A 23,771-nucleotide genomic window follows, 5' to 3' on the forward strand; every position below is an offset into this window, starting at 1 on the left:
TATAATTATTTAATTAACACTAATATTCTATGGACTGGAAGCAATGCCTCGCGGAATCAAAGGGCTCCCTCCCGGAACGGGTGGGATTAATCCACCCCGGGATACGCCGGATGATAATCAATACCCTGCTGGAAAAACCGCGGCTGAAAAACATATTCCTGAAAGTCATTCCAGTAATAAACCAGAATTTAAACATATAGAAAATCGGCAAGCCTTGTTACCAGGTCAACAAATTAGTGATGTGAATAATATTGAGCAAGCGCCAGACCACCTGGAAGTCTTAAGAAATAGAATCTCACAGTGTTATAGCCAGCAACAGTTATTAGCTTCTTTTTTTCAACCCGATGAATCACCGAAAGCATTTACTTTCTGTTTTAATGAATATGATGCTTCCGGTGCTTTAATTGCATCGTGGGCGGTTGAACCACCGGCTGCTAATACGCCAAAAGAAATTCTCGATCAGTATCATCAAAAAAAGGCTCAGATTCTCCAGAATGCTTCTCAAATAGCCAGTAACATCCATAACGAATTAATCCAGGCTCACCAGGATCTGACAACGGCAGCGGTGGAGCAAGGGCTACCTCCGGCGGCATTTTCTCAACTCGTTCCCCCGTTAATGACACCTCAGCCTGTATGCTTTAGCACCTTGCTGGAGAAAATAAAGCCTTTATCCCAAAACCAGCGTTATGAAGCATCAACCTGGAATCCTATGGTCGGAATGATGGGCGGAGCTTCTCAAACTACAACCTATATCCCGCGTCCTGATGGCAGTCAGCCCGTTTTTATCCCCCCTCCGCTTTATTGGGGTATGCCAACGGTTCAGCCATTGATTATGCCTAATCCATTTTTTGTACCCTGGGTTGGTTATATCGATCCCTGGATAAATCGGTATAGGGCGGGAGATATTGGGCTACCGCAGTTTTATACTAAGGCTTCCAAGCGGGTAAACTATCCTGTAAGCCCCCATATCCCTCCTCGGCCCTATTTACCTGCGAAGCGGCCAGCACGCATTCCTGAAAGGAGCTCAAGCCCAGGTAATCCCAATCCTTCAGATAAACTGCAGAAACAGATTGATTCTTTAAATGGCAAGTTGAATAAGGCCAATAATCAAATTAAAAATCTGCAAAAAAATAGCAAGCCTTATGGTGCTCAGCCTTCCTCTTTACAACAGAATGAAATTGATCGATTAAAGGGTGAAACAAAGAAACTGGCTAAAGAAATAGACCGTCTTAATAAAGAAAGGCTGAATTTTGATAAAGCGAATGGTGATCTGAAAGATGTAACCAGGCGGTTGGAAGAAGCTGAACGGCAGCTTAAATTACTACCAAAAGAAAAAGAATTGAAGAAAACGGATAATAAGGATGTTGAGAATAATTTAAAAGATAAAGTTGCCGCTTTAAAAGAACAAAAGGCAGGGTTAAAAAAGCAGGTGGCTGAACTAAAAGAAAGGATTGATTTAGCGAATCATGATGGTTTAGAACGGCATAGGGAAATCACTGAGCTAAAGGCAGAGCTTCAAATAAGTAAAGAAAGGCTATCTGAGGCACAAAGTAAGTTGTGGTTTCTTGAAGAGCAGCTTGATGATGCCCACCACACTAAAGAAGCATTATTAGCTCAAAATAGAAGTCTATCTGCCAGCATTGAAGAGCTTTCTAAAGCTGTCGTGCAGCATCAATTAAAAATAGAGCAGCTGGAGGCGCAAAATAAAGAAATTGAACGGCGAGACCGTATAATTAATGATCTTGAGAGAGAACTTGATCATCTTCGACGAGAAGGAGAATTTAAGAATATCCAATTAAATGAACTAGAAGATAGGCTAAGACAAGCTTTTGAAGAAAAAAGTAAGCAAGAGGAGCTATTTAGTCAAATAGAATCAGAGTTAAAGGCTGAACTAAGCCGTGTAATGGAACGTCTGAGAAGCTGCACAGAAGAGTTAGAGCAGCTTCAGAAAGAAAATTATCGAATTAAAGAGGATTTACACACTAAAGATCAAATTATTGAAAAATTAGAGAAAGAATTATCATTAAGAAAACTAGAAATTGATCAGCTTCGACATCAATTACAGGATTCAAGGAGGAAGTTAGAATTAGCAGAGCATAATAATGAACAGATTTATAGAGAAATTGAACAACTAAAAGAACAGCTGAAAAATCAAGAAATTACTTACCAGAAGCAGTATAAGGATTTACAGGAACGAAAGGAAAGGGAACTTAAAGATAAGGCAGATGAGATTAACCATCTAAAAGCCAGAATAGATAAGTTGGTCAGAGAGGGAGAGGAAACTGGCCAACAGCAGCAGAAAAAGATTGAAGAACTGCAACGTCATCTACAGGAAATGACAGCCCAGTACAATGAAGAGAAAGCCGCGAAGGATAAACTTGAGCAAGGTGAGCTCCAACACCTGAGAGAAAAGGTAAAAGAGCTTGATGGAGCATTAAAAACAGCAAGGTTACAGCTCCAAGAGGCTAAAACAGAAGGGACTGATGCGGAAAAGAAGTACAAAGAAGAACTCACGCTATTAGAGACAGAAAAGAAGAAAGCTGAAGAGGAGTATAAGAGTAAATATCAGGAGCTGAAGGAAGACAAAGAAAAAGCGATTAAAAAACAGGCTGACGAAATCAAAGAGTTAACCCGTAAAATAGAGGAGCTGACCAGTAATGGAAAGGAAACTGGCCAACAGCAGCAGAAAAAGATTGAAGAACTGCAACGTCATCTACAGGAAATGACAGCCCAGTACAATGAAGAGAAAGCCGCGAAGGATAAACTTGAGCAAGGTGAGCTCCAACACCTGAGAGAAAAGGTAAAAGAGCTTGATGGAGCATTAAAAACAGCAAGGTTACAGCTCCAAGGGGCTAAAACAGAAGGGACTGATGCGGAAAAGAAATACAAAGAAGAACTCATGCTATTAGAGACAGAAAAGAAGAAAGCTGAAGAGGAGTATAAGAGTAAATATCAGGAGCTGAAGGAAGACAAAGAAAAAGCGATTAAAAAACAGGCTGACGAAATCAAAGAGTTAACCCGTAAAATAGAGGAGTTGACCAATAATGGAAAGGAAACTGGCCAACAGCAGCAGAAAAAGATAGAAGAACTGCAACGTCATCTGCAGGAAATGACAGCCCAGTACAATGAAGAGAAAGCCGCGAAGGATAAACTTGAGCAAGGTGAGCTCCAGCACCTGAGAGAAAAAGTAAAAGAGCTTGATGGAGCATTAAAAACAGCAAGGTTACAGCTCCAAGAGGCTAAAACAGAAGGGACTGATGCGGAAAAGAAGTACAAAGAAGAACTCATGCTATTAGAGACAGAAAAGAAGAAAGCTGAAGAGGAGTATAAGAGTAAATATCAGGAGCTGAAGGAAGACAAAGAAAAAGCGATTAAAAAACAGGCTGACGAAATCAAAGAGTTAACCCGTAAAATAGAGGAGTTGACCAATAATGGAAAGGAAACTGGCCAACAGCAGCAGAAAAAGATAGAAGAACTGCAACGTCATCTGCAGGAAATGACAGCCCAGTACAATGAAGAGAAAGCCGCGAAGGATAAACTTGAGCAAGGTGAGCTCCAGCACCTGAGAGAAAAAGTAAAAGAGCTTGATGGAGCATTAAAAACAGCAAGGTTACAGCTCCAAGAGGCTAAAACAGAAGGGACTGATGCGGAAAAGAAGTACAAAGAAGAACTCACGCTATTAGAGAAAGAAAAGAGACAAGCAGAGGAAGACTATCAATCACGGTTTAGGGAGCTAAAGGATAATCAGGAAAAGGTTCTTATAGATAAGGAAAATGAGTATAAAACACAGCTTTCTGATAAAAATAAAGAATTTGAACAAGAAATAGAAATCGAAAGGGAAAAATTAGAAAAAGAAAGAAAGAAATTTGAACAAGCTAAAACTGATCTTCTCAAAGAAAAAGAAAACTTACAGATAGCCATGCAGGATAAAATTGATACTCTTAAGGATGAAGCTAGAAAGATTACTGCAGGTAAGGAGTTTAGTGAAGAAGTTGCTCGAGTCAATGAAATTGTTGCAAGTGCTGATTCTATTGAATCGTTGGAGAAGGCTGTTATTACTATAGGTGATGAAATTGCTTCTCTTGAAGGAAATGAAGATAAGAAGATCTTAAAAGATCAATTGATGTCTATTAAAGATAAAGCACTTCAACATTTAGATAAGATCAGGGAGCAAAATAGGAAGTCTGAAGAGAAAGTGTTAACTCTTGATCATCAAATAAAAAAACGGGCGCTTCGTATAAAACAACTGGAAAGAGATCAGCGGGTTGAAAATATAGCTAGAAAATGGCTTTTAAGAGCAAGAGCTAATATACGGGATGAACTATCTGATAAGTTAAAATTAAGATTACCTAAAGAGCTATTGAAGGGTGTGAATGATATTGAGGCTAAGTTGGCATCAGCTCTGAAAAAAGGTGATATTGACTCTCTAGGTGAGATAAAAGCTCTAGAAGATAGAATTGAGGACTTAAGAAAAAGGCTGGAAACCTATTGCACAGAAACTGGAGAAAAAGAAAATGGTGATAAAGCTCTTGATGAGATAGAAAAACTAAGAAAAATGGCTGAAGATAATATTCAAAGGCATATTAATGAGATTGAGGAATATAAAAACAGGCTTCAGGAAAAAGAACGTGAAAAGTTAGTGGTGGAGAAAAATGTTGAACAACTGAAGCATGAAAAGAGTGAGGATGATAAAAGACATACAGACGAGAAAAATAAAGTACTTGAAGATAAAAAAGCAGTTGAAGTTGAGCTTGAAAAACTTAACATTGAACTTGAAAAAGAAGGAAAGGAAAAGGAAGACTTAAAGAAAAAGCTGGATGAAGCAGAAAAGAAGGCGGAAGAATTTAAAAATAAATTGTATTTAAATAGTCCTGCTGATGATGGAGCATTGCTGGGTATTGAATTTAAAGCTGGCGAGCGATTAAAGCATGCTCTGGAGGAATATAGTAAAAATTTACTTGGGGCGGATGAAAGAGAGCATGTAAATCAAGTTTTACAGGTTATGAAGAGGGGAATATTAAAAGAAATTAAAGCTAAGGAAAAAATGGTGAAACAGCTCCGCCAGGTTTCTCCAGCTAAAAAACCGACATCTCTTGGTGAGCCAGCCATGAAGGGGATAGAAGTTGTAAGTCAGCAGGCTGAAGTATATAAAGAGTATGTTCGTACTATTCAGTCACTTAGTTCTGAAATTAATAGTGACATGGAAGCCCTTGAGTTAGAGGTTGGTCAAGGTGAGAAACTACGCTCTGATCATGTTATGAAGATAGCAGCACAAAAAGCAGGCTTATTGCTAGAAGAAGAGGTAAGCAAGCAAGAGAGAAAAATGACTGAGCTTGATGTTAGCCATCAATGGATATTATCTGGTGAGCAAAAGCATGAGTCCACTGATAATAACATTATTAAAAATTTTAATGGAAAGATTGGGCGGCAGAATTCAGGTGAAAATGACAGCTCTTTATTGACGATCGTTGAAGATGAGTTCGTTGCAAATGTCACAGATGTTATTTTTAAAGAACAGGCCTTGGATACAAAAGATGAAGAGTTGAACCTTGTTGTATCAAGTTATAGAGTCTTAGATTCAACTCGCCAGGTACTCTCTCAATTGGTAGATACAGGAAAAACTTTACTTGGTAGCAGAGCTCCAGGCACTTTTAAGGAATTAGAGGATCGTAGAAAAAAATATCAAGATATAGAAAATGCTATTTTAAGACTAGGCTCAAGTCAGCTAAGTAAGCATGCCGGAAAAATGTTACCTGAGTTTAAAGAACATCTTGATGCGCATGTTAACTTAGCACTTGAAGCTGTTAATAAACATGTCGAAAGCTTGAAACATGGTAGTCATGATGAAAACTATATTGTTTCTCTGAATAAGCGGCTTGAAAAGCTTGGAGCTAGTGGAGGCATAGTAAAGAAATATGAGATTCCCACATCATGTCAAAAGTTATCTGCTAAAGAGTTAACTAAAGCAGAAGCATTACTGGAGGATAGGGGCTTTCTAAATGATGTGATATGGATGGTTCAAAGGCAAAAGCCTAAGCAGCGACGTGTTATGAAAGGGAAAAAAGATATCTATTTGAAAGAAGGTGGGAGTGATTTTAAACAAGGGTATTTGCAAAGTATCGATAGAATGCTTAATGAGATTTGTTTGAATCATGGACTTGTGGAAAAACCAGCAATGGCCGTCTTATTGATTGCCTTGGAAAAAAAGGCTACTGATATAAATTCTCCTGTTGTTGTAATACTTTCCGAGCGTTACTCTCGGGAAGAAGGTGAAACCAGTAATCCAGGCGTGTTAAGAAATGAGAAGTTCCTGAATCAATGTCAGCAGTTATTGGCTATCGAGTCGGCCAGTGAAGAAAGGCTAAAAGGTAGCCACCAAAGTAAGTATCATCAACAAGAGCTGGAATGTTTTAAAAAAGGAAAACTCAATTATTCATCTAAGTTTGAGAGATCAGGTAAAGAGGATGAAGAAAAAACAGGTGATAGAGGTGAGCAAGGACTATTGGACACATTTTTTGACCAAATAGGTGTGGATAAGGTTGTATTTAAACAACATAAAGCAGTTGGTGAGCAAATGGCTGTGGATAAACAGTCAACACCTGCATTGATATTTATACAATCGAAAAATAGCCAGGGTCAGTATGGAAAGCTGTCTGTTGATTTATTAGGATCCAGAAGGGAATGCGATCAAAGATTATATCTTAGTTATCCAGATTATCAAAGTCCATTTAAGGGATTGAGCCCAAGTGGTCAGCTTCATAGGGATAGTATTCCATTGTCAGACACAGTTTCTGATGAAGTTGGCGAGTTAGTTCGTGTTAAGGATAAAGTTTATTATTTCAGGCTGGTTAATTCAAAAATTGATAACCGTGGAGGAAAAGAAGTTCCGGTTTTGAGATGTGAAGCACTCAATGATAAAGATCAAAATAAAGAAATTCTTGAAGGTAGTGTTTATGCCTGGGCTGCATGTCATAACAAGCCGGAGTGTCAGGGGCATCAATCTTTCTTGATTAAGCAAGCCTGGCAAGCTTATCAGGAACTTTTAAAAGAGAGCGGTGAGATTCCTGATATAGATAAGTTTAAAAAAATTGTTGGAGATATAATAGACGAGCTGCATGGAGTAAATAGAGCCTGGTTTGATCAAAAATCTTTAAGTGAGTGCAAGAAAGAGTTAATATCTATATCTCAAGATAAATTTGTTGATGTTTTATATAAAAGTACTGATGATGACTTGTTGTCCAATTTTAGGATAACATTGCCGGACTCAGTTGAAATTGAAAAGGAGCGTAAGGGTTCTAAAACAAGAGAAACTGAGCAAGCACATATTGCTGAAATTAAAACAAGAAGACTACCTTCGGATTTTGCATTACAGCAAGATAAATATACTGAATTTATGAGGCTTGAATTTCCTGATAAGCATGGTCAATTGGATAGGATGGTATTAAAACGTAAAAATGAAAGAGATCAGTTTGTTTTGGAGGTTTTTCCTGATCTAACAGCCTTTAAAGGTACACAGTTAAGTGCTGATGATCATAAGTTATCTATAAAAGAAAAAATTAAAAGGTTAAATAAAAGTTTTCAGGCATTAAAAGAAGAGCATTTAGGATATGTTGAGGATTGTGCAAAGCTTGAAAGATCAGTGTTTGCAAAAATGCCTAAAGAGCTGTTGCCTTGCAGTATAGAAGATGCCAAGAATTACTTTGCTAATAATAAAGTAAGTGTAGAGTTTGCCAGGGTGATGATGGCCTATATGATTGCTGAATCAGGGAAAAATGCCACCTACAGCTTGATTCGGGATTTTGGGAAATTTATTTCTGCCACTGAAGAGTTGGAGAGGAATAGGCGAAATTTGTCTGAAGATCAATTTAAAGAAGAATGTCAAAGATTGAACTTCCTGAATTATGATATATGTGGTCGACTCAGCGCCATGAAAGCCAGGTTGATTAGTGCAGAATCAGAAAGTTTAACAGTGGAAAATATTTCAGCAAGACTATACGAAGCCAAGAGAAAAACTCTGCTAAGAGATTATCAGGTTAAGCCTGCTACAGAAATAACAAAGAAAATCAGTGAAATGGCTAAACCGGAAAATAAAGGTAAGCCATATAAAATCAATTGCCAATGGGGAACGGGCTTTGGTAAAACAGAGATGGCAAAGCTCTATTGTATGCAGGCGTGTCGTGAAGGCTTAGGAGCCATCTATATAGCACCTGAGGAAAATGTAAATAATTTTGATGTGGAAATGTCCCGCTTCGCCAGGACTCAAGGATACAGGTATCAGCGTATCAATATCCGGGAGAGATTTGAAGAAAATCATCAATGGTGGGTCAATGGTCAAGCACTATCAGAAGTGTTGAATATGGTAAGGGGGCTACCAGTTACAGGGACAGAAAGTGGTATGCTAATCCCTGCCAGCATGTCCACAACTGATCTGCAATCCCTTCTACAGTTACATCAAGCTATTGCTAATAATCCAGAATTCAGGGCACAGTATTTGATTCTTGATGAAATAATCGGGGTGTTAACCGGAACCGGAGGAAGTAGTCACCCTCTCATTATCAGAGATGAATGTGATACATTTAATGATGCTGATGATATATCCAGATTTATTAACCAGTCTGTTTTGAACACATTAAACACTCAAGTTTCTTCAGCCGATATTATAGAGTTGCAGCTAAGCTATGATACTAGCTTAACTCATGGGATATATATGTCAGCATCAACTAACACAGAGTATGGGGCAGCCTTGTTGGCCAATGCAGAATCAGTGGATGATGTTGAAAAAAATACAAACAAACATGTTACTACCTGTGAGCAACGTTCAGAGCGCTATCTTCTTGATTCCAAATGGAGCCTGGAAACTAAAAAAGAAGATCTCCAGCAAACCCTTGAAAAAGCAATTGACTCCTATGGTCCAGATAGGGACTTGATAGTCTGTTTTCCAGGGTTTTCAGGTAATAATGGAACTCCCCCATCAATGGCACTTGCTATAAAAGGGGAAAAGGCTTTTAACAAGGCTATAAAGGGGCATAGAGCGAAAAAAGTTTTAGGGCATCTCTATTTTAAAAATGGAGAATATTATCGATATACCGAAGGTCATGAACGCTATGGGAAAACACCGGATAATAATAATGGTGTATTAGGTGAAAGGCTAACTGAGGCTGACGAAGCTGAAATAAGAAAAAACGGAGGTCGTGGCTATATTACCTGGATGACAGAAACCCGGGGGTATACTGCCGCCCAGAATAAAAATACGGTATTTATCTTTAAAAATCTATTTGGTCTTTCTTCATCAGATATACAGCAAGCACTGGGGAGAGATAGAAATAATGATGAACAGAGAAGTTTTGACGGAACTGTTTCAGTCAGTAAGGAGGAGCTGGAAGACTGGCGTCCTCAACGGCCTGAGGCTCAAGGGGTTCAGAAACAAGCACTGGACTGCTGGAAAGAGATGGAAAGTGCTAAGCGTAAATTAATAACAGAAGGTCAAACACCTTCGACCGCTTTACTCAAAGCAATGGAAGAAAAAATAAGTTTAGATTTTGATAGCAAGGATTCCAGAGAAGATGATCAATATCAGCTGATTGAAAAAAAGGCAGAGACTGCCCTTGGTCAACTTGAGAGAAAATGGAAAACTGATGGGGTGGCTGCAGAGCATATTTCCGCATTGAAGACATTTAAAAAATTAGAATGGAAAACTATTATGGCCTGTAAAACAGCACATATGGCCAGACGTGTGGAACTTGATTTTTCTAAAGCCACAAGAGAGTTTGAACAGGCAGGTAGCAAAGGGCAGCAGCATGCAGTATTACAAAACTTATTCAGACAGGAAAAGCTGCAGGTTGATGATAAGGTCGTTTCTGCATTCTGTGATATTAAAGATGAGCTAGGACAGAAACATAGAGAGGTAGTTTTAAAATCCAAGCTTGAACATGATGTAAAAAATGGGTCTCCAAAAAATCAAAATAGTAAGACTCATAAGTCAAGAGCTAATCCTGTGACACCAAAAACCACATCAAGATTTAATGGTAGTTTAAATAATGTTGCGGATAAAGCGGAAGAAAATCAAGCGTTTGTTGAAAATACAGCTGTAAATATACTCCATAGAGGAGAAGGGTTGCTACGTGAGGCCAGGTGTAAACCTGTTCTTATTGCGGAAGTGAAAGAAAGTCAGGGATTTGAAAAGAAGTACATGCAAGGAGGAATGCAAGATAAGATATCAGGTGTTTTAGATGTTTTGTCTGATTCTATACTGGATGATGAAACCTTGTTGAAAACATCCAGTCAAAAAGCACGTGATGAATTTGCGGCTTCAGTAAAAAAGCTGACTGGTGTTTTTGAAAATGAGGTTAAAAATATTAAAAGGAAAATTGAAGAAATCGTTGATCATCTTAAAACTGATTTAAATGTTTCTGGTGATGATGAAGGTCTAAAAAAACTTGAAGAAATGGTTGGCGATGATGCTATAAATACGCTTAAAACATCATTTTCAAACAGTATTTTAAGTGTTAAGGAAGAGCTTGATTCTAAAGAAGTATTGTTAAAAGAGCTTGAAAAAGAAGTTAAAGAACTAAAAGTTATTCCTGAAGCGAAGAAACTGTTAGTATCTATTGAGTCTGAAGATTTATCTCCTTCAAAAAAGATTGCTGAGATTAGAAGGTTTCAGATGGCCCAAGCTTTTAATAAAGTTCTCAGAGAGTTTTTAAGTAATTTTTCAGAGGTTGGTATTCCTATAAGAAGGGAAGATGTTACTGTCAGTGAAGAGCTTCCATTGTTGTGTGATAAAATTGATCAGCTTTTTGGTACGCACTCTACCTATTTTTCTACAGATGCAAATGGCAGAAAGCAGAGACTTTATTTAGATAAATTGAACCAGTCAATAGACTTTAGGTGTAAATCTTATAGTGATGATCGAAGGGGAGTGAATAAAAAGCCTAGTAGTGATTTTTCTTATTTCAGGTTAAAAATTGATTCGTATATGGTTAAGGAGAGAGATGGAGTTAAGGGAAAAGAAAAGGCAGAACAGTTTAGAAAATTTAAAGTTGATTTTAGAAAAAAAGAAGATGATCGCTTTAAAATTGAGAAAACAAGTGCTCAAAGTATGGAAGATATTGATATTTCTAAAATGGACGCATATGACGATCTTGAGTCATCCCTTGACGAGTTTTCTCAAACAGCGGAACTTTTTGTAAAAACGAAAATAACGGATCATGCCAGTAGAGAGGCACTCTCTGAGTATGTTAAAGGTGAATTAAAAGCTCGTCTAATTCAGTGCTATCAGTCCCAAGTTCAAGGCAGGCTGGTTCAGGAAGCAAGATGCTGTGACCAGTTCAGGGAGAGCCAGCAGCAAATTAGAATTGTACCACCCCCTCCCATGGTTCCTGTAATGTAAGATAGGTACTGTCTTATAACGAACTATACCTCTTCCTCAACCGATGCCTGATTATCTCCGCTGCTGTATTCACTACAAAGGTAAAAAGAAATAGCACCAGTGCCGCTAAAAACAGGATTCGATAATGGCTGCTGCCTACCTCTGATTCGGGCATTTCCACGGCGATATTGGCTGCCAGGGTACGCATTCCTTCAAAGATATTGGCATCCATAATGGGAGTATTGCCGGTGGCCATTAGCACGATCATGGTTTCACCCACGGCCCGGCCCATGCCAATCATCACCGCAGAGAAAATGCCCGGACTGGCTGTTAGCAGGACCACCCGGCTCAGGGTTTGCCAGGGGGTTGCTCCCAAAGCCAGTGAGCCATAGGTTAGATGCCTGGGCACACTGAAAATGGCATCTTCGGCAATGGAGAAAATGGTGGGGATCACTGCAAAGCCCATAGCCAGGCCAACCACCAGGGCATTTCTCTGGTCATAGGGAATGCCCAGTTCCGTGGTTAGCCAGGTGCGGATATCACCATGAAAGAGCCATTGCTCAATGGGGACAGCCAATGCAAATGCCAGAGCACCGCTGGCTAATACCACAGGAATCAATAATATGGCATGCCAGCCGTCCGGTACCCGGTGTCGTATGTTTCCAGGCAAACTTTCCCAAACCAGGGCAAATAGCAGGATGCCAACGGGTACTAATAACAATAATGAGAAAATTCCCAGTAAATGGTTTTCTATAAAGGGGGCCAGCCAGAGTCCGGCAAGAAAGCCGAGAATAACCGTGGGCAGTGCCTCCATAAGCTCTATGGCAGGCTTCACCTTCCGTCTTAATGCCGGTGCCATAAAGTAGGCGGTATAAATTGCACCACAGATGGCCAGGGGTGTTGCCAGCAGCATGGCGTAAAAGGCGGCTTTAAGGGTGCCAAAGGCTAGCGGTGTCAGGCTAAGCTTTGGCTCAAAATCGTTATTGGATGCCGAGGACTGCCAGATAAACTCTGGCTGGTCATAGGACTCGTACCAAATCTTATCCCATAATGCTGACCAGGAGAGTTCGGGATGTTCATTCTCCAGTTGATAGTATTGTTGTGTCGAATCACTATCCACTATCAGGGCATGACCTCTTGGCGAGATAGCGAGCTGGTTAATCGGGGTGTCTGATAACTGTTGGGTCAGCAGTACCCGATGGGCCGTGGTATAGAAAAGTCCAACCTGGCCTCTGGTATCGGTAGCCAGGAATCCCTTTTGCCTTTGTTCCGGAATAAGCTGTGTTATTGGATTATCAGCCAGCTTGAACCTGCGGATAAGTTTAAGCTCGCTACTCTCCCCTTGCCTTACCAAAAACCATTGGGATATCTGGCCGCTACTATCACCTGTCAGCAGGGAGACACCTCCCAGCAGTGACTCTATGGCAGTAATGTTTTCAGAGCCTTCTGTCAGATTTACTCTGGAATGAAACCTGGGCTTGTCAGGGTTGGATACGTTGATAATAGCCAGCTGATTTTTTTCAGTCATGGTATATAACCATGATTGATCTTCGCTAATCAGCACCTTTCCTTTAGCACCCTTAATTACCGGTAATACAACGGCCTGCTGTTCAAGACGGGTTTCTCCGGTGAGAAAGTCTTCCTTCTTGGAGAAAGCTGTCATAGCCAGCTTATTGTCACTGCTGCCAGCGATTAAAAGCCTTTCATCACTGTCACTGATTGCCACGCCCTTGATGGCATGAGCCTGTGAAAAAAGGTGAATTGGCTGTTTCCCATAGGGGTAACTGGTAAGGGGGGTAATGACCCGTTGATTGTCAGGCCAGGAGATGGAATAGTGCTGCTTAACCAAAATCACCTGACCATTGGATAGCCCTATAACTAACAGATTGCTGTTAGCCGATGCCCTGGCGATAGCAGTGACCTTAACCCCTTCTGGTATTGGCAATGGCAGTTGCTTGATGAGCTGACCGCTTTTGGCAGAAGAAAAAATAGCCTGTCCTGAGGAAAGTATTCGCAGAGCTATTTCAGCGTATTCGTCCATGGCAAGAAACAGGACGGTGCTGTTCTCGGTAATTTGACGGGAATAAGAGGACTCCAGATTGAGCTTTGCACCCTTAAATAAAGGGGCTACTTCATAGAGCAGGTAGAAAAAAATCAGGGCAATCGCCAGAATAACCCCCAGCCCACCGGTAGCCACCCCCCAGTGAGCCAGCTTCTCCTTGATAAATCGGAGAGTCTGGTATCGTTTCAGGGCTGGCGTGTAAAAATCAACTCCCGGGCTTTTTTCCATGGGACGATGATGCATAAATCAAGCGATCCGGTGTATTTGTAAGTGAAATCCTCGCATATTAAGGGATTGATATGACAGAGATATTACAGTAATTCTCTGTTGCTCCGTTTGATTAATCAGGGTACTTTAATACACGGCTGGAAGCTGTAACCTGGAGACTCAATCATCATGTTATTATCATTATCAATGGGACTATCGATGCCCTTATCTGGACTGACCTGCTCCAGTTCCCCTGCTGTTTCTGCTGCACCTGCCTTCTCCCATCACCACCCCCACCCCCACCATCATTGATTCCATCCCCGGAAACAATTTCTACTGTCTTGGGTCATTAGTAGACCCCGAACACTATCATCGTCCATAGTAATGAAATAAGCAGAATGCTGCTTCGTCTATGGTTGCCTAAATATACTATGAAAAATTTGGAATGCTTATGAACGCAGTGGTTATTGGTGTAATCACCATGCTGGCGTTGAGTATGGCGCGAATGAATGTCGTACTCTCAATCTTTGTTGGTGCTATGGTGGCCGGGCTGTCCGGTGGCCTGGAGATGACTGGAACCATGACCGCATTTACCCATGGTTTGGGTGGTGGTGCGGAGATTGCCTTGAGCTATGCCTTGCTGGGTGCTTTTGCAGCAGCCCTGGCTCATTCCGGAGTACCCGCCTGGCTTGCGGCGGGTGTTGCCCGCAAGCTGGATCGCGGCCCGGAGGGTAAACCTTCTGCCAGGGGAAAGTTTGTTTTGTTGGGAGGTATCCTTTGTATGGCCATTGCCTCCCAGAATATTATTCCGGTGCACATTGCCTTTATCCCTATCCTGATTCCTCCGCTACTGGCTACCTTCGGTAATATGCAACTGGATCGAAGGATTGTGGCCTGTGTTCTGGTGTTTGGTTTGTGCGGAACCTATCTGGTGGTTCCTTTTGGTTTCGGGAATATTTATCTCAATCAAATACTGGCCAGTAACCTGGAAGCCAATGGGGTAACCGTTGATCATGCCCTGCTTCCCCTGGCTATGGCTATTCCCGTTTCTGGCATGTTTCTGGGAATGTTGTTTGCCATTTTTGTCAGCTATAGAAAACCTCGCCACTATAATGTTGTCGAAAGTAAAGTAATTAAACAATACGATGAGGCCCTGGCTAAAAATACCCTTTTGGTGGTTGGGACGGCAGTGGCTCTGGCTCTGGTGATTCAGATAGTGACCAGCTCCATTGTTCTGGGTTCTGTGGCGGGTTTTCTGGTGATGGTGGTGGCAGGAATTGTTCAATGGCGAAAGGCCGACGATGTTTTTATTGAAGGCATAAAAATGATGGCCTTTGCCGGGTTTGTGATGATGGTGGCTTCCGGATTTGGGGAAGTGCTTCGCCAAACCGGCGACATTCCACAACTGATTGACTCGGTAACCTATCTATTTGCGGGTAATAAAGCCATTGCTGCATTAATGATGTTGATTATTGGCTTGCTGATTACTATGGGTATTGGTTCGTCCTTTTCCACTATCCCTATCATTGCTGCTATTTTTGTACCTCTTGCCATGCAACTGGGCTTTTCTCCGCTGGCTACGGCGGCATTGGTGGGCACGGCAGGTGCCCTGGGTGATGCTGGATCACCGGCCTCGGAGTCAGCCATAGGTCCCACTGTGGGTTTGAGCACCGATGGCCAACATGATCACATTCGGGATACGGTAATGCCTACTTTTCTGCACTATAACATTCCCATGATCGCCTTTGGCTGGGCTGCCGCTATGATGTTGTAATCTGTACTCATTGGCTTTGAAAATCCTGAAAAAGGCTCGGATAACTCCGGGTCTTTTTTTGCCATAGGAAAGACAGGTCAATAAAACGACATTAGTCATAAAAATGTCATCTTTGTGTCACCCGCTTGTAACACCGGGGCAATATGTTGGCTATCGAAACTGTTTGATCCTTCTTGTTAGAGGAACTGAATTGTGAAGAAAGCCCTATTGTCTACTTTAGGTGCAATTGGTGTGGCGGCAGCCCTGGTTGGCTGTGGTGGCACAGAATCTTCATCCAGCCAGTCTGTTAGCATCTCAGGCTCAACTTCCGTTACTGAAGTCATGGAGCTATTGGCAGAAACATGGCAACAGCAACACCCAGGTGCTGTGGTAGAGGTGCAGGGTACTGGCTCATCTGCCGGTATAAAGGCGGCTAATAACGGCACCAGTGAAATTGGTATGAGTTCCCGCCCCGTCAAGACAGAAGAAGAAAAGGGCGGTGTGAATCAGAAAGTGCTGGCCCATGATGGCATCGCCGTTGTTGTGAATAATGCCAACGGGGTCAGTGATCTTAGCAAGGAACAGATAGCCAGTGTCTTTAAGGGTGAAATCACTAACTGGAAAGCACTGGGAGGCAGCAATAACCCCATTGTTGTGGTGACACGTGATCCGGCTTCCGGAACCCGTGGCGCCTTTGAAGACATTATGAAACTAAAGATTAAGGATGTCAGTGGTAACAAGCTGTCGGCTGTAACCGCCAGTGCCCAGGTGGCTAGTGGCAACGGGGTTGTGAAGACCATTGTTGCTCAAAATAAATATGCCATTGGCTATATTTCTCTTGGTACTGTGGATAACACCCTTAAGCCTCTGGCTGTAGATGGAGTGCAACCGTCAATCCAGGCTATTGCTAATGGGGAATATACAGTTTCCCGTCCCTTTGTACTGTTATTTAATGAACAGAAACTGTCTGAAACCGGTAAGGATTATCTTGACTGGATGCTTTCTGCCGAAGGCCAGAGAATTGTTTCAGAGCATGGCTATATTCCGGTGATATAAGAGCAGATACCCATAACAATAATAAACGCTCGATCCCTGGCAGGCCTGTTTTTTCTGGAACAGGCTTGCCTACTCAAACGCTTGTCAGGACGTGACAATCATGGCAATGAATATTCAACCCGCGCAGATTGACAAGGCCTTCCATGGCCTTTTCTTTGCCTGTGCCCTGTTCAGTACCCTGGCCATTGGTGCCATCGGGGCTTTTATTTTTTATGAGGGCTTTCCTGCCCTCAGTGCCACAGGGCTTCTTGAATTTATAACGGGTTCCCGCTGGGCGCCCCCTGTTTATTTTGGTATAGGCCCGATGATTATGGGGTCGGTGGTTTCAACCCTCGGCGCTATTGCCCTGGGTGTACCCATGGGACTTCTCACCGCTATTTTCCTCGCTGAGATTGCCCCAGAGAAAATAGCTGGTGTCCTGAGAACAGCCATTGAATTACTGGCAGGGATTCCATCGGTTATCTATGGCTTTTTTGGCCTTGTGGTCATTGTGCCGCTAATAGAAAAAACCTTTGGGGTTCCGGCGGGTAATACCATTCTGGCAGGTATAATCGTTCTGACCGTGATGATCCTGCCAACGGTCATTACCCTTTCCGAGACAGCTATCCGCGCTGTTCCCCGAAGTTATCGTGAAGGTTCCCTGGCGTTGGGGGCATCAAAAATATTTACCATCTTTAAGGTGGTACTTCCCGCCGCCCGTTCCGGTATTTTGACGGCAACTATTCTGGGTGTAGCCCGGGCCATTGGTGAAACCATGGCCATCATTATGGTCATGGGCAATGCCACGGCAATTCCGGGCAGTCTGCTGGAACCTGCACGAACCCTGACCGCCAATATTGCCCTGGAAATGTCCTATGCCAGCGGCATTCATAGTAGTGCGCTATACGCCACAGGTATTGTGCTGTTTGTCTTTATTATGTTGCTCAATGCCTCGCTACTTTATTTAAACAAAAAAAAGGCAGGTAACTCATGACTCCGTCCACCAGTGTTGCCCGGTCTAATACCACCCTGAAGGTTCCGTCGGGTCTTTCTGTCATCACCCGGCCAGATATCAGAAAGTGGCAGGACAGAATACTGATGTCGTTAATTGTGCTGGCTACAGTAACCACGGTGAGCACCCTGTTCTGGATTCTCTGGCATATCATCAGTAACGGTATTGGTCATATCAATTGGTCTTTTCTGTCATCGGGCTATAGCCGAACCGGTGCAGTGTCCGGTATCTGGCCGATGATTGTCTCCACGGTGTATATGGTTTTGCTATCGCTGGTCATTGCCGCGCCGGTGGGTATTATGGGAGCCATTTATTTAACTGAGTATGCCCGTCCTGGCAGCAAGATCGTCGGTGTTATTCGCTTTACCACGGAGAGTCTGGCGGGTATTCCTTCCATCATCTACGGCCTGTTTGGTCTGACCCTTTTTGTAGCCACTCTTGGACTGGGTTTCTCCATACTGGCAGGAGCCCTGACCCTGGCCATCGTGATTCTGCCGGTGATTATCCGCACCACTGAGGAAGCACTGATGAGTGTTCCTGCGGCTTATCGGGAAGGTTCCTACGGCTTGGGTGCTTCCCGCCTCTATACCATCTGGCGTTTAATTCTTCCTAATGCCATGCCGGGTATTATTACCGCCATTATTCTCTGTATCGGACGAATTATCGGTGAATCAGCCCCTGTATTTCTAACCGCAGGTATGGTGGCCAGAATTCCGGATTCCGTTTTCGATTCAGGCCGCACACTGACCGTCCATCTATACAAACTGACACAGGAACTCTTTTCCGTCAGTGAATGGAATCAGGCTTATGCCACGGCCACTGTACTGGTCTTGATTGTACTGGCCTTGAATATTGTCACCCGCATGTTGTCAAAACGTTTTAAGAAGGCATAAGACCATGAATAGCACCGTCTTTGGCACAGAACCGAACCTCCGTAAGCACCGCCCTATTCATGCAGGCCAGTACGCTACCAAGTTTGGTATTGAAAACCTGAATCTGCACTATGGCAGTCAACAGGCGCTTTTCCATATCGGTATGACCATTCCGGAAATGCAGGTGACGGCCCTGATCGGTCCCTCCGGTTGTGGCAAGTCCACACTGCTCAGAACCCTCAACCGTATGAATGACTTGATTCCCGGCGTAAGCATTGATGGCAGGGTGGAACTGGATGGGCAGGATGTCTATGGCAACATGGATGTTCAGCAGTTGCGAATGCGAGTGGGCATGGTTTTCCAGAAGCCCAACCCCTTCCCCATGAGTGTTTATGACAACATTACCTACGGCCTGCGAGCCCAGGGTATCAGTAACCGTGAGCGTCTGAATGAAACCGTGGAAAAATCCCTGAAGAGTGCGGCACTATGGGATGAAGTCAAAGACCGCCTTAAGGAATCGGCACTGGGGCTGTCTGGTGGGCAGCAGCAGCGGCTCTGTATTGCCCGAACCATTGCCATGGAACCCGAAGTGATCCTGATGGATGAACCCACCAGTGCCCTTGACCCGGTAGCCACGGCCAGAATTGAGGCGTTGATGGGACAGCTAAGCCGTGAGTTCACCATTGTGATTGTCACTCACTCCATGAACCAGGCACGGCGGATTTCCAATAAGACAGCATTCTTTTTAATGGGCAAGCTGGTAGAGTTTGATGACACGGATACTATTTTTAACAACCCGCTAGACCCCCGCACCCAGGATTATATCAGTGGCCGGTTTGGGTAATACCAGCCTCCTCAAAATAGCAGCAGAAACGTAAGCGCCTTGCGAAATACATCTACAAACCTGAAACAAAAACAGCCACCTTGGCTCCGGTGGATGTTGTGCCAGAAGAAAAACTGAGTGGCGAATCTTCCATTTCGTGTCTGACTCTGACGACTCCGCAAGGCGAACGGCTTTGAGCCTGATGCTTGGTTATGTCATGTACTGAGAGAACTACCAAAGTTGGATAAAGGCCAAAGCATTGACCATCTGCTCCCCATCAAACTCCCATCTGAAGAAGCAAAAAAAGCTGCTTGAGCTACAGTTGATGGAGATTAGGTAAATCTAGGGGGCGTTCTCAATTAGACATGTGACCAGCCAGCCGTGATGAGCGCCAGGCCCTTCGGGTTCCTCACACAGGCATTCATGCCGCGTTGTACGACTTGAACAGGGAACCACCCTGCCCTGCGTCGTACGCCTTGCCTGAATGCCTGTGTGAGGAACTGGTCTCATGACTAATTGAGAACGCCCCCTAACTCAATCAACTGCTTACTTTGATAACAGAGTCGTGTTAAGAAGTTGTAAAAATGTTTTTGATTAGAGCTATTAAATCTATATTGATTGGTTTTGGAATATCCTTTGCCACTGTAAACATCTCTACTGCGACTGAAGTACAAGGTGTTTTAAGGGGTGAGCAAGAGACTGCTTCGGAACTGTATAGAGTATCGACAAAAGAGCGGATCTGCCCCTTAGGCCAAGAACGGCGCTTTAAAAGTAAATTGGCTGAATTGTCCAAAAATAACTCTACTTTGCAAACTTATGTTTTTCCCACGAATAACAATGAAAGTAGAGAAGAAACAACCTGTAGTCCAGTTTGTATTGTAGTCAGTAGCTTTTTTGAGGAAGGCGCTTCGGAGTGTGATAAAAATGCTCATTTATTATTGAAAGACCATGAAAGTGATAAATTTTCTTGGGTTGTAATGAAGCCCTGCGAGGATGATACAGAGCGTCCTGCAATCATTTATTACTTGGCTGCCTGTGCAGGAGGAGATGGTGATAAACCACCTGTTTCCAATCCTTGGGACTATAAACCTAATGATTTATTAATATTCAGTCCTGAAGAAGATGATGACAGGTCATTGGGATACTGGATCTTTTTTGGTGGGGGCTTGATGCATGTGAATGGTTCCCCTTCAACTCACATATTGGAGGCTGTGAGCACTTTATCTCATCTGCCAAAAGAGTATGCAAAAATGTCATCTGGTGCTCTTGGCTATGGCTCGGAAAAAGTTCATAGAAGAGGGCTGCGAGGAGGCAGTAAAAACTTTGGTGGTGGATGGACTTCTAATAACCCCACGGGAGGGGGGTGGAGTTCTAATCCAGATTTTAAAAACGTAGGAGGTTCGAGTGGATCATCGTTTTGGACAGGCAAAAGCCATCCTGGTGCTAATCAGGGAGGAAGAGCAGGAGGAAGTGCTTGGGGGACTGGTTGGTCTAAACCTAGCGGGAGTGGTACGGGTAGCGCAAAACCTTTATCTGGATCGAAAATCTCTGGTAGTAAATAGGAATTACTGACCTATTGTAAGCGCGATTGGTGAAATACATGCACTTCACCAATCGCTAATGCAGAAACCGTAGCTTAGAAGAAGCAATTAGTATCATACTATAGCCTTTTCAAATCATCCGGAATTCGGCAGTGACAGTAGAACAACATTTTGATTACCTGGTTATTGGTGGTGGCAGTGGTGGTATTGCCACTGCCAATCGTGCGGCTATGCACGGCGCTAAGGTTGGCCTCATTGAAGCCAAACATTTAGGCGGCACGTGCGTTAATGTGGGCTGCGTGCCCAAAAAAGCTATGTGGTTTGCCGGACAGATCGCTGATGCCCTGCGCTATGGCCCTGATTACGGTTTTGATACTGACCATAACGCAAGTATGAAGGCCTTTAATTGGAGTAGGCTGGTGGCGAGCCGCCAGGCTTATATCAGCAGAATTCATGCTTCCTACGAGCGAGTGCTTGGCAATAATAAAATTACTGTTCTGGAAGGCTATGGTGGTTTTGTTGACCGTAACACCGTCGAGGTGAATGGTAAGCATTATTCTGCTGACCATATCACCATTGCTACGGGTGGCCAGCCTGTTATTCCTGGTGTTCCCGGTGCTGAATACGGCATTGACTCTGATGGTTTCTTTGAGTTGACTGAACGTCCTGACCGGGTTGCCGTTGTTGGTGCGGGCTATATTGCGGTGGAGCTGGCGGGTGTACTGCATGCCCTGGGTAGCGAAACCCATCTGCTGGTTAGAAAGCATAAACCCCTGCGTAGCTTTGATGACATGCTGTCCGATACGTTGGTGGAAATCATGGAAGCCGAAGGACCTGCCTTACACACCCATGCTATCCCCAGCAAGGTTGTTAAAGAAGAGGATGGCAGTTTAACCCTGCACACCGAAGATGGCCGCTCATTCAATGTGGATACCCTGATTTGGGCTATCGGCCGCTCACCCAAAACGGCAGATATTAATCTGGAGTCTACTGGTATTGAGGTAAACCAACGGGGTTATATTCCCGTGGATAAATTCCAGAATACCAGTGTGCCCGGCATTTATGCAGTGGGAGATAATATCGGTAAGGTTGAACTGACGCCGGTAGCGGTTGCAGCGGGACGAAGGTTGTCTGAGCGCCTGTTTAACAACAAGCCCGAAGAGCATCTGAATTACGACAGTGTAGCCACCGTTGTCTTCAGCCATCCCACCATTGGTACTGTTGGCCTTTCAGAACAGCAGGCCCGTGAACAATACGGCGATGATAAGGTAAAGGTCTACACCAGTCAGTTCACCGCCATGTACAGCGCCCTCACCAGTCACCGTCAGCCCAGCCGGATGAAACTGGTCACCGTGGGAGAAGAGGAAAAAATTGTTGGTATTCACGCCATCGGTCATGGCTCCGATGAAATGCTTCAGGGTTTTGCCGTGGCATTAAAGATGGGAGCAACGAAAGCTGATTTTGATAATACGGTAGCGATTCATCCTACCAGTGCTGAAGAGTTTGTGACCATGCGCTAACAATAATTGGTTGGAGAGTCATAAAGATTTTTATGGTTCTCCGGTTAATAACCGTTAAATTATTGAAGCGATAAGTGGTATCGATATATTCAAAATAAAATTGAACTATTATTTTCTCTTTTTACATTTTGGAAGATCATATTGAATATGAAAGTTTCTAATCAATTTATAATTTTTACCACAAGTTTCAACCAGGGGTGGCCTGACGCGGATATATTCACCTGAGCTGTTAATAATAAAAAACTTGTATTCACTACACTGGGGAGCTGTTGTCACAAACACATCCATAAGAATGTAATGTTCTGTATTCTCATCAAAAATATAACGATGTGCAAGAAGGTCATCATGTTCGGTAACTGCCAGTTGCTTCTGGATTAAACCGTTTTCTATTATTTCTTGACAGGTATAAGGAATATGCAGTTTATAGCTCATTGATAAATCATAGGCGTACATTTTTTCGATGACATCCGGATCTTTTATTAGACCCACCTCAAAATCTTGCTCTTTTTCAAGACTGTCGACACAATCATCTGGATCATTAGAAAATGTAAAAATTGATGAACAAACAGCCGCCGCTTTACTATGTTCATCAAAAGGCGACTGTAAAACACGTTTCCTTTTTTCATCTAAAGTATCACTAATGAATACTGCCTCCTCTAAAAAACGCATAAAATAGCTGGATTTTCTAAAGCCTACTAATAATGCGTTGGGTTTAATCTTTATTCTGAGTATTACCATTCCGTTATGAGCCCATATATGATAATGTCTGCAATGATGAAAAAAACCTGTTATATTTGGGCGAGTGCACTTCCTTTCAGCATAATCCTTTGCCGTGGCATATTTACGAGTTATATAAATACCAGTACCATATTTTTCTCCGCCAAAACATGCGTGGTTAGTTTTTTTCTGTAATAAAAAATTTCTTTTTCGTTCAATTTCAAAAGCTCTCCCACCCCGATAACAATAAATATCACTATCCATAGTGCAAGACAGGTGACTTTTTCTATACTCCTCAATAAGTTTAAACATTTCATAGTCGTAGCAAGTTAAACACATTCTAAAGTCTATCTCATTCATTGATTCTCTTGATTTTATTGCCATGAAATTATATTTATAGTAACGTTCAGCATAGTAATACATAAAATCGCATAGTTCATGTTCGGAAACATGACTTGGATTGCAAAAAGAAAAAAAGTCATAACGATTAACTAATATATCAGAAAGGCCTTCGCAGTCTGCTTTGCTGGTACCAGGGAAACGTTTTAAAATAATACGCTGTAAAATTTGTTCCTTTTCTTTTTGTGTTAAAATGCTTTCAACTTCCATAGGTTCTGCTATTATTTTATCGCATTCCATATCTTCTAACATGGATTCACTACAGGCATCATCTTCACTCATCATGGAATGACAAGTTGAAACATACAGTTTGATAAATAAAACTGAAATAAATATCGTTATTTTGTATGGAAGCCTCATATTGAATACTGATCCCATAAGAAAAAAAGACTTATCAGTAAAGTCTATTGGTAATCTCTGGTTCAGATAACCTCTCAAGAGTATACTATAAAGGAATTCTAG

10 protein-coding genes are annotated in these 23,771 nt (G+C 42.6%); 8 read left to right on the plus strand and 2 right to left on the minus strand.

Annotated elements, in window-relative coordinates; genetic code table 11:
* Positions 1-43 precede the first annotated feature (43 nt).
* Positions 44-11,389 (plus strand): hypothetical protein, encoded by an 11,346-nt coding sequence (locus MJ595_RS05660; RefSeq protein ID WP_263081494.1) that lies wholly within the window; start codon positions 44-46, stop codon positions 11,387-11,389.
* A 13-nt stretch (positions 11,390-11,402) separates the two neighbouring features.
* On the opposite strand, the gene MJ595_RS05665 is transcribed toward MJ595_RS05660, so the two are convergent.
* The gene (locus MJ595_RS05665; protein ID WP_263081495.1) at positions 11,403-13,673 is read right to left on the minus strand and encodes an ABC transporter permease subunit; all 2,271 of its coding nucleotides are present in this window, start codon (positions 13,671-13,673) and stop codon (positions 11,403-11,405) included.
* A 415-nt stretch (positions 13,674-14,088) separates the two neighbouring features.
* On the opposite strand from MJ595_RS05665, the gene MJ595_RS05670 reads away from it, so the two are divergent.
* The 7 genes from MJ595_RS05670 to gorA all read left to right on the plus strand — a co-directional run bounded on the left by MJ595_RS05670 (position 14,089) and on the right by gorA (position 22,193).
* The gene (locus tag MJ595_RS05670; protein WP_263081496.1) at positions 14,089-15,411 is read left to right on the plus strand and encodes a TRAP transporter large permease subunit; all 1,323 of its coding nucleotides are present in this window, start codon (positions 14,089-14,091) and stop codon (positions 15,409-15,411) included.
* A gap of 192 nt (positions 15,412-15,603) precedes the next feature.
* On the plus strand, positions 15,604-16,446 hold the full coding sequence (locus MJ595_RS05675) for a phosphate ABC transporter substrate-binding protein (protein WP_263081497.1): 843 nt from the start codon (positions 15,604-15,606) through the stop codon (positions 16,444-16,446).
* A gap of 100 nt (positions 16,447-16,546) precedes the next feature.
* A complete protein-coding gene (pstC, locus tag MJ595_RS05680; protein ID WP_263081498.1) occupies positions 16,547-17,419 on the plus strand; it encodes a phosphate ABC transporter permease subunit PstC in 873 nt (290 codons plus the stop codon).
* Entirely contained in the window at positions 17,416-18,330 is a 915-nt protein-coding gene (gene pstA, locus MJ595_RS05685) for a phosphate ABC transporter permease PstA (protein WP_263081499.1), read from the plus strand. The genes pstC and pstA overlap by 4 nt, the downstream gene beginning before the upstream one ends.
* A gap of 4 nt (positions 18,331-18,334) precedes the next feature.
* Positions 18,335-19,153, plus strand: a complete 819-nt coding sequence (gene pstB / locus MJ595_RS05690; protein WP_263081500.1) for a phosphate ABC transporter ATP-binding protein PstB — start codon at positions 18,335-18,337, stop codon at positions 19,151-19,153.
* A gap of 563 nt (positions 19,154-19,716) precedes the next feature.
* On the plus strand, positions 19,717-20,694 hold the full coding sequence (locus MJ595_RS05695) for a hypothetical protein (protein WP_263081501.1): 978 nt from the start codon (positions 19,717-19,719) through the stop codon (positions 20,692-20,694).
* A 131-nt stretch (positions 20,695-20,825) separates the two neighbouring features.
* Positions 20,826-22,193, plus strand: a complete 1,368-nt coding sequence (gorA, locus tag MJ595_RS05700) for a glutathione-disulfide reductase (protein WP_263081502.1) — start codon at positions 20,826-20,828, stop codon at positions 22,191-22,193.
* Positions 22,194-22,301: 108 nt separating this feature from the next.
* On the opposite strand, the gene MJ595_RS05705 is transcribed toward gorA, so the two are convergent.
* The gene (locus MJ595_RS05705; RefSeq protein WP_263081503.1) at positions 22,302-23,687 is read right to left on the minus strand and encodes a hypothetical protein; all 1,386 of its coding nucleotides are present in this window, start codon (positions 23,685-23,687) and stop codon (positions 22,302-22,304) included.
* Positions 23,688-23,771 lie beyond the last annotated feature (84 nt).

It is taken from the genome of Endozoicomonas sp. Mp262 (genome assembly GCF_025643335.1).
GTDB lineage: Bacteria > Pseudomonadota > Gammaproteobacteria > Pseudomonadales > Endozoicomonadaceae > Endonucleibacter.

Excerpts from the sequence above, each read along its gene's own strand:
- MJ595_RS05660 (WP_263081494.1), top strand. The coding sequence starts at position 44 with ATGCCTCGCGGAATCAAAGGGCTCCCTCCCGGAACGGGTGGGATTAAT.
- pstA (WP_263081499.1), top strand. The coding sequence starts at position 17,416 with ATGACTCCGTCCACCAGTGTTGCCCGGTCTAATACCACCCTGAAGGTT.
- pstC (WP_263081498.1), top strand. The coding sequence starts at position 16,547 with ATGGCAATGAATATTCAACCCGCGCAGATTGACAAGGCCTTCCATGGC.
- MJ595_RS05670 (WP_263081496.1), top strand. The coding sequence starts at position 14,089 with ATGAACGCAGTGGTTATTGGTGTAATCACCATGCTGGCGTTGAGTATG.
- MJ595_RS05705 (WP_263081503.1), bottom strand. The coding sequence starts at position 23,687 with ATGGGATCAGTATTCAATATGAGGCTTCCATACAAAATAACGATATTT.
- MJ595_RS05665 (WP_263081495.1), bottom strand. The coding sequence starts at position 13,673 with ATGCATCATCGTCCCATGGAAAAAAGCCCGGGAGTTGATTTTTACACG.
- MJ595_RS05695 (WP_263081501.1), top strand. The coding sequence starts at position 19,717 with ATGTTTTTGATTAGAGCTATTAAATCTATATTGATTGGTTTTGGAATA.
- pstB (WP_263081500.1), top strand. The coding sequence starts at position 18,335 with ATGAATAGCACCGTCTTTGGCACAGAACCGAACCTCCGTAAGCACCGC.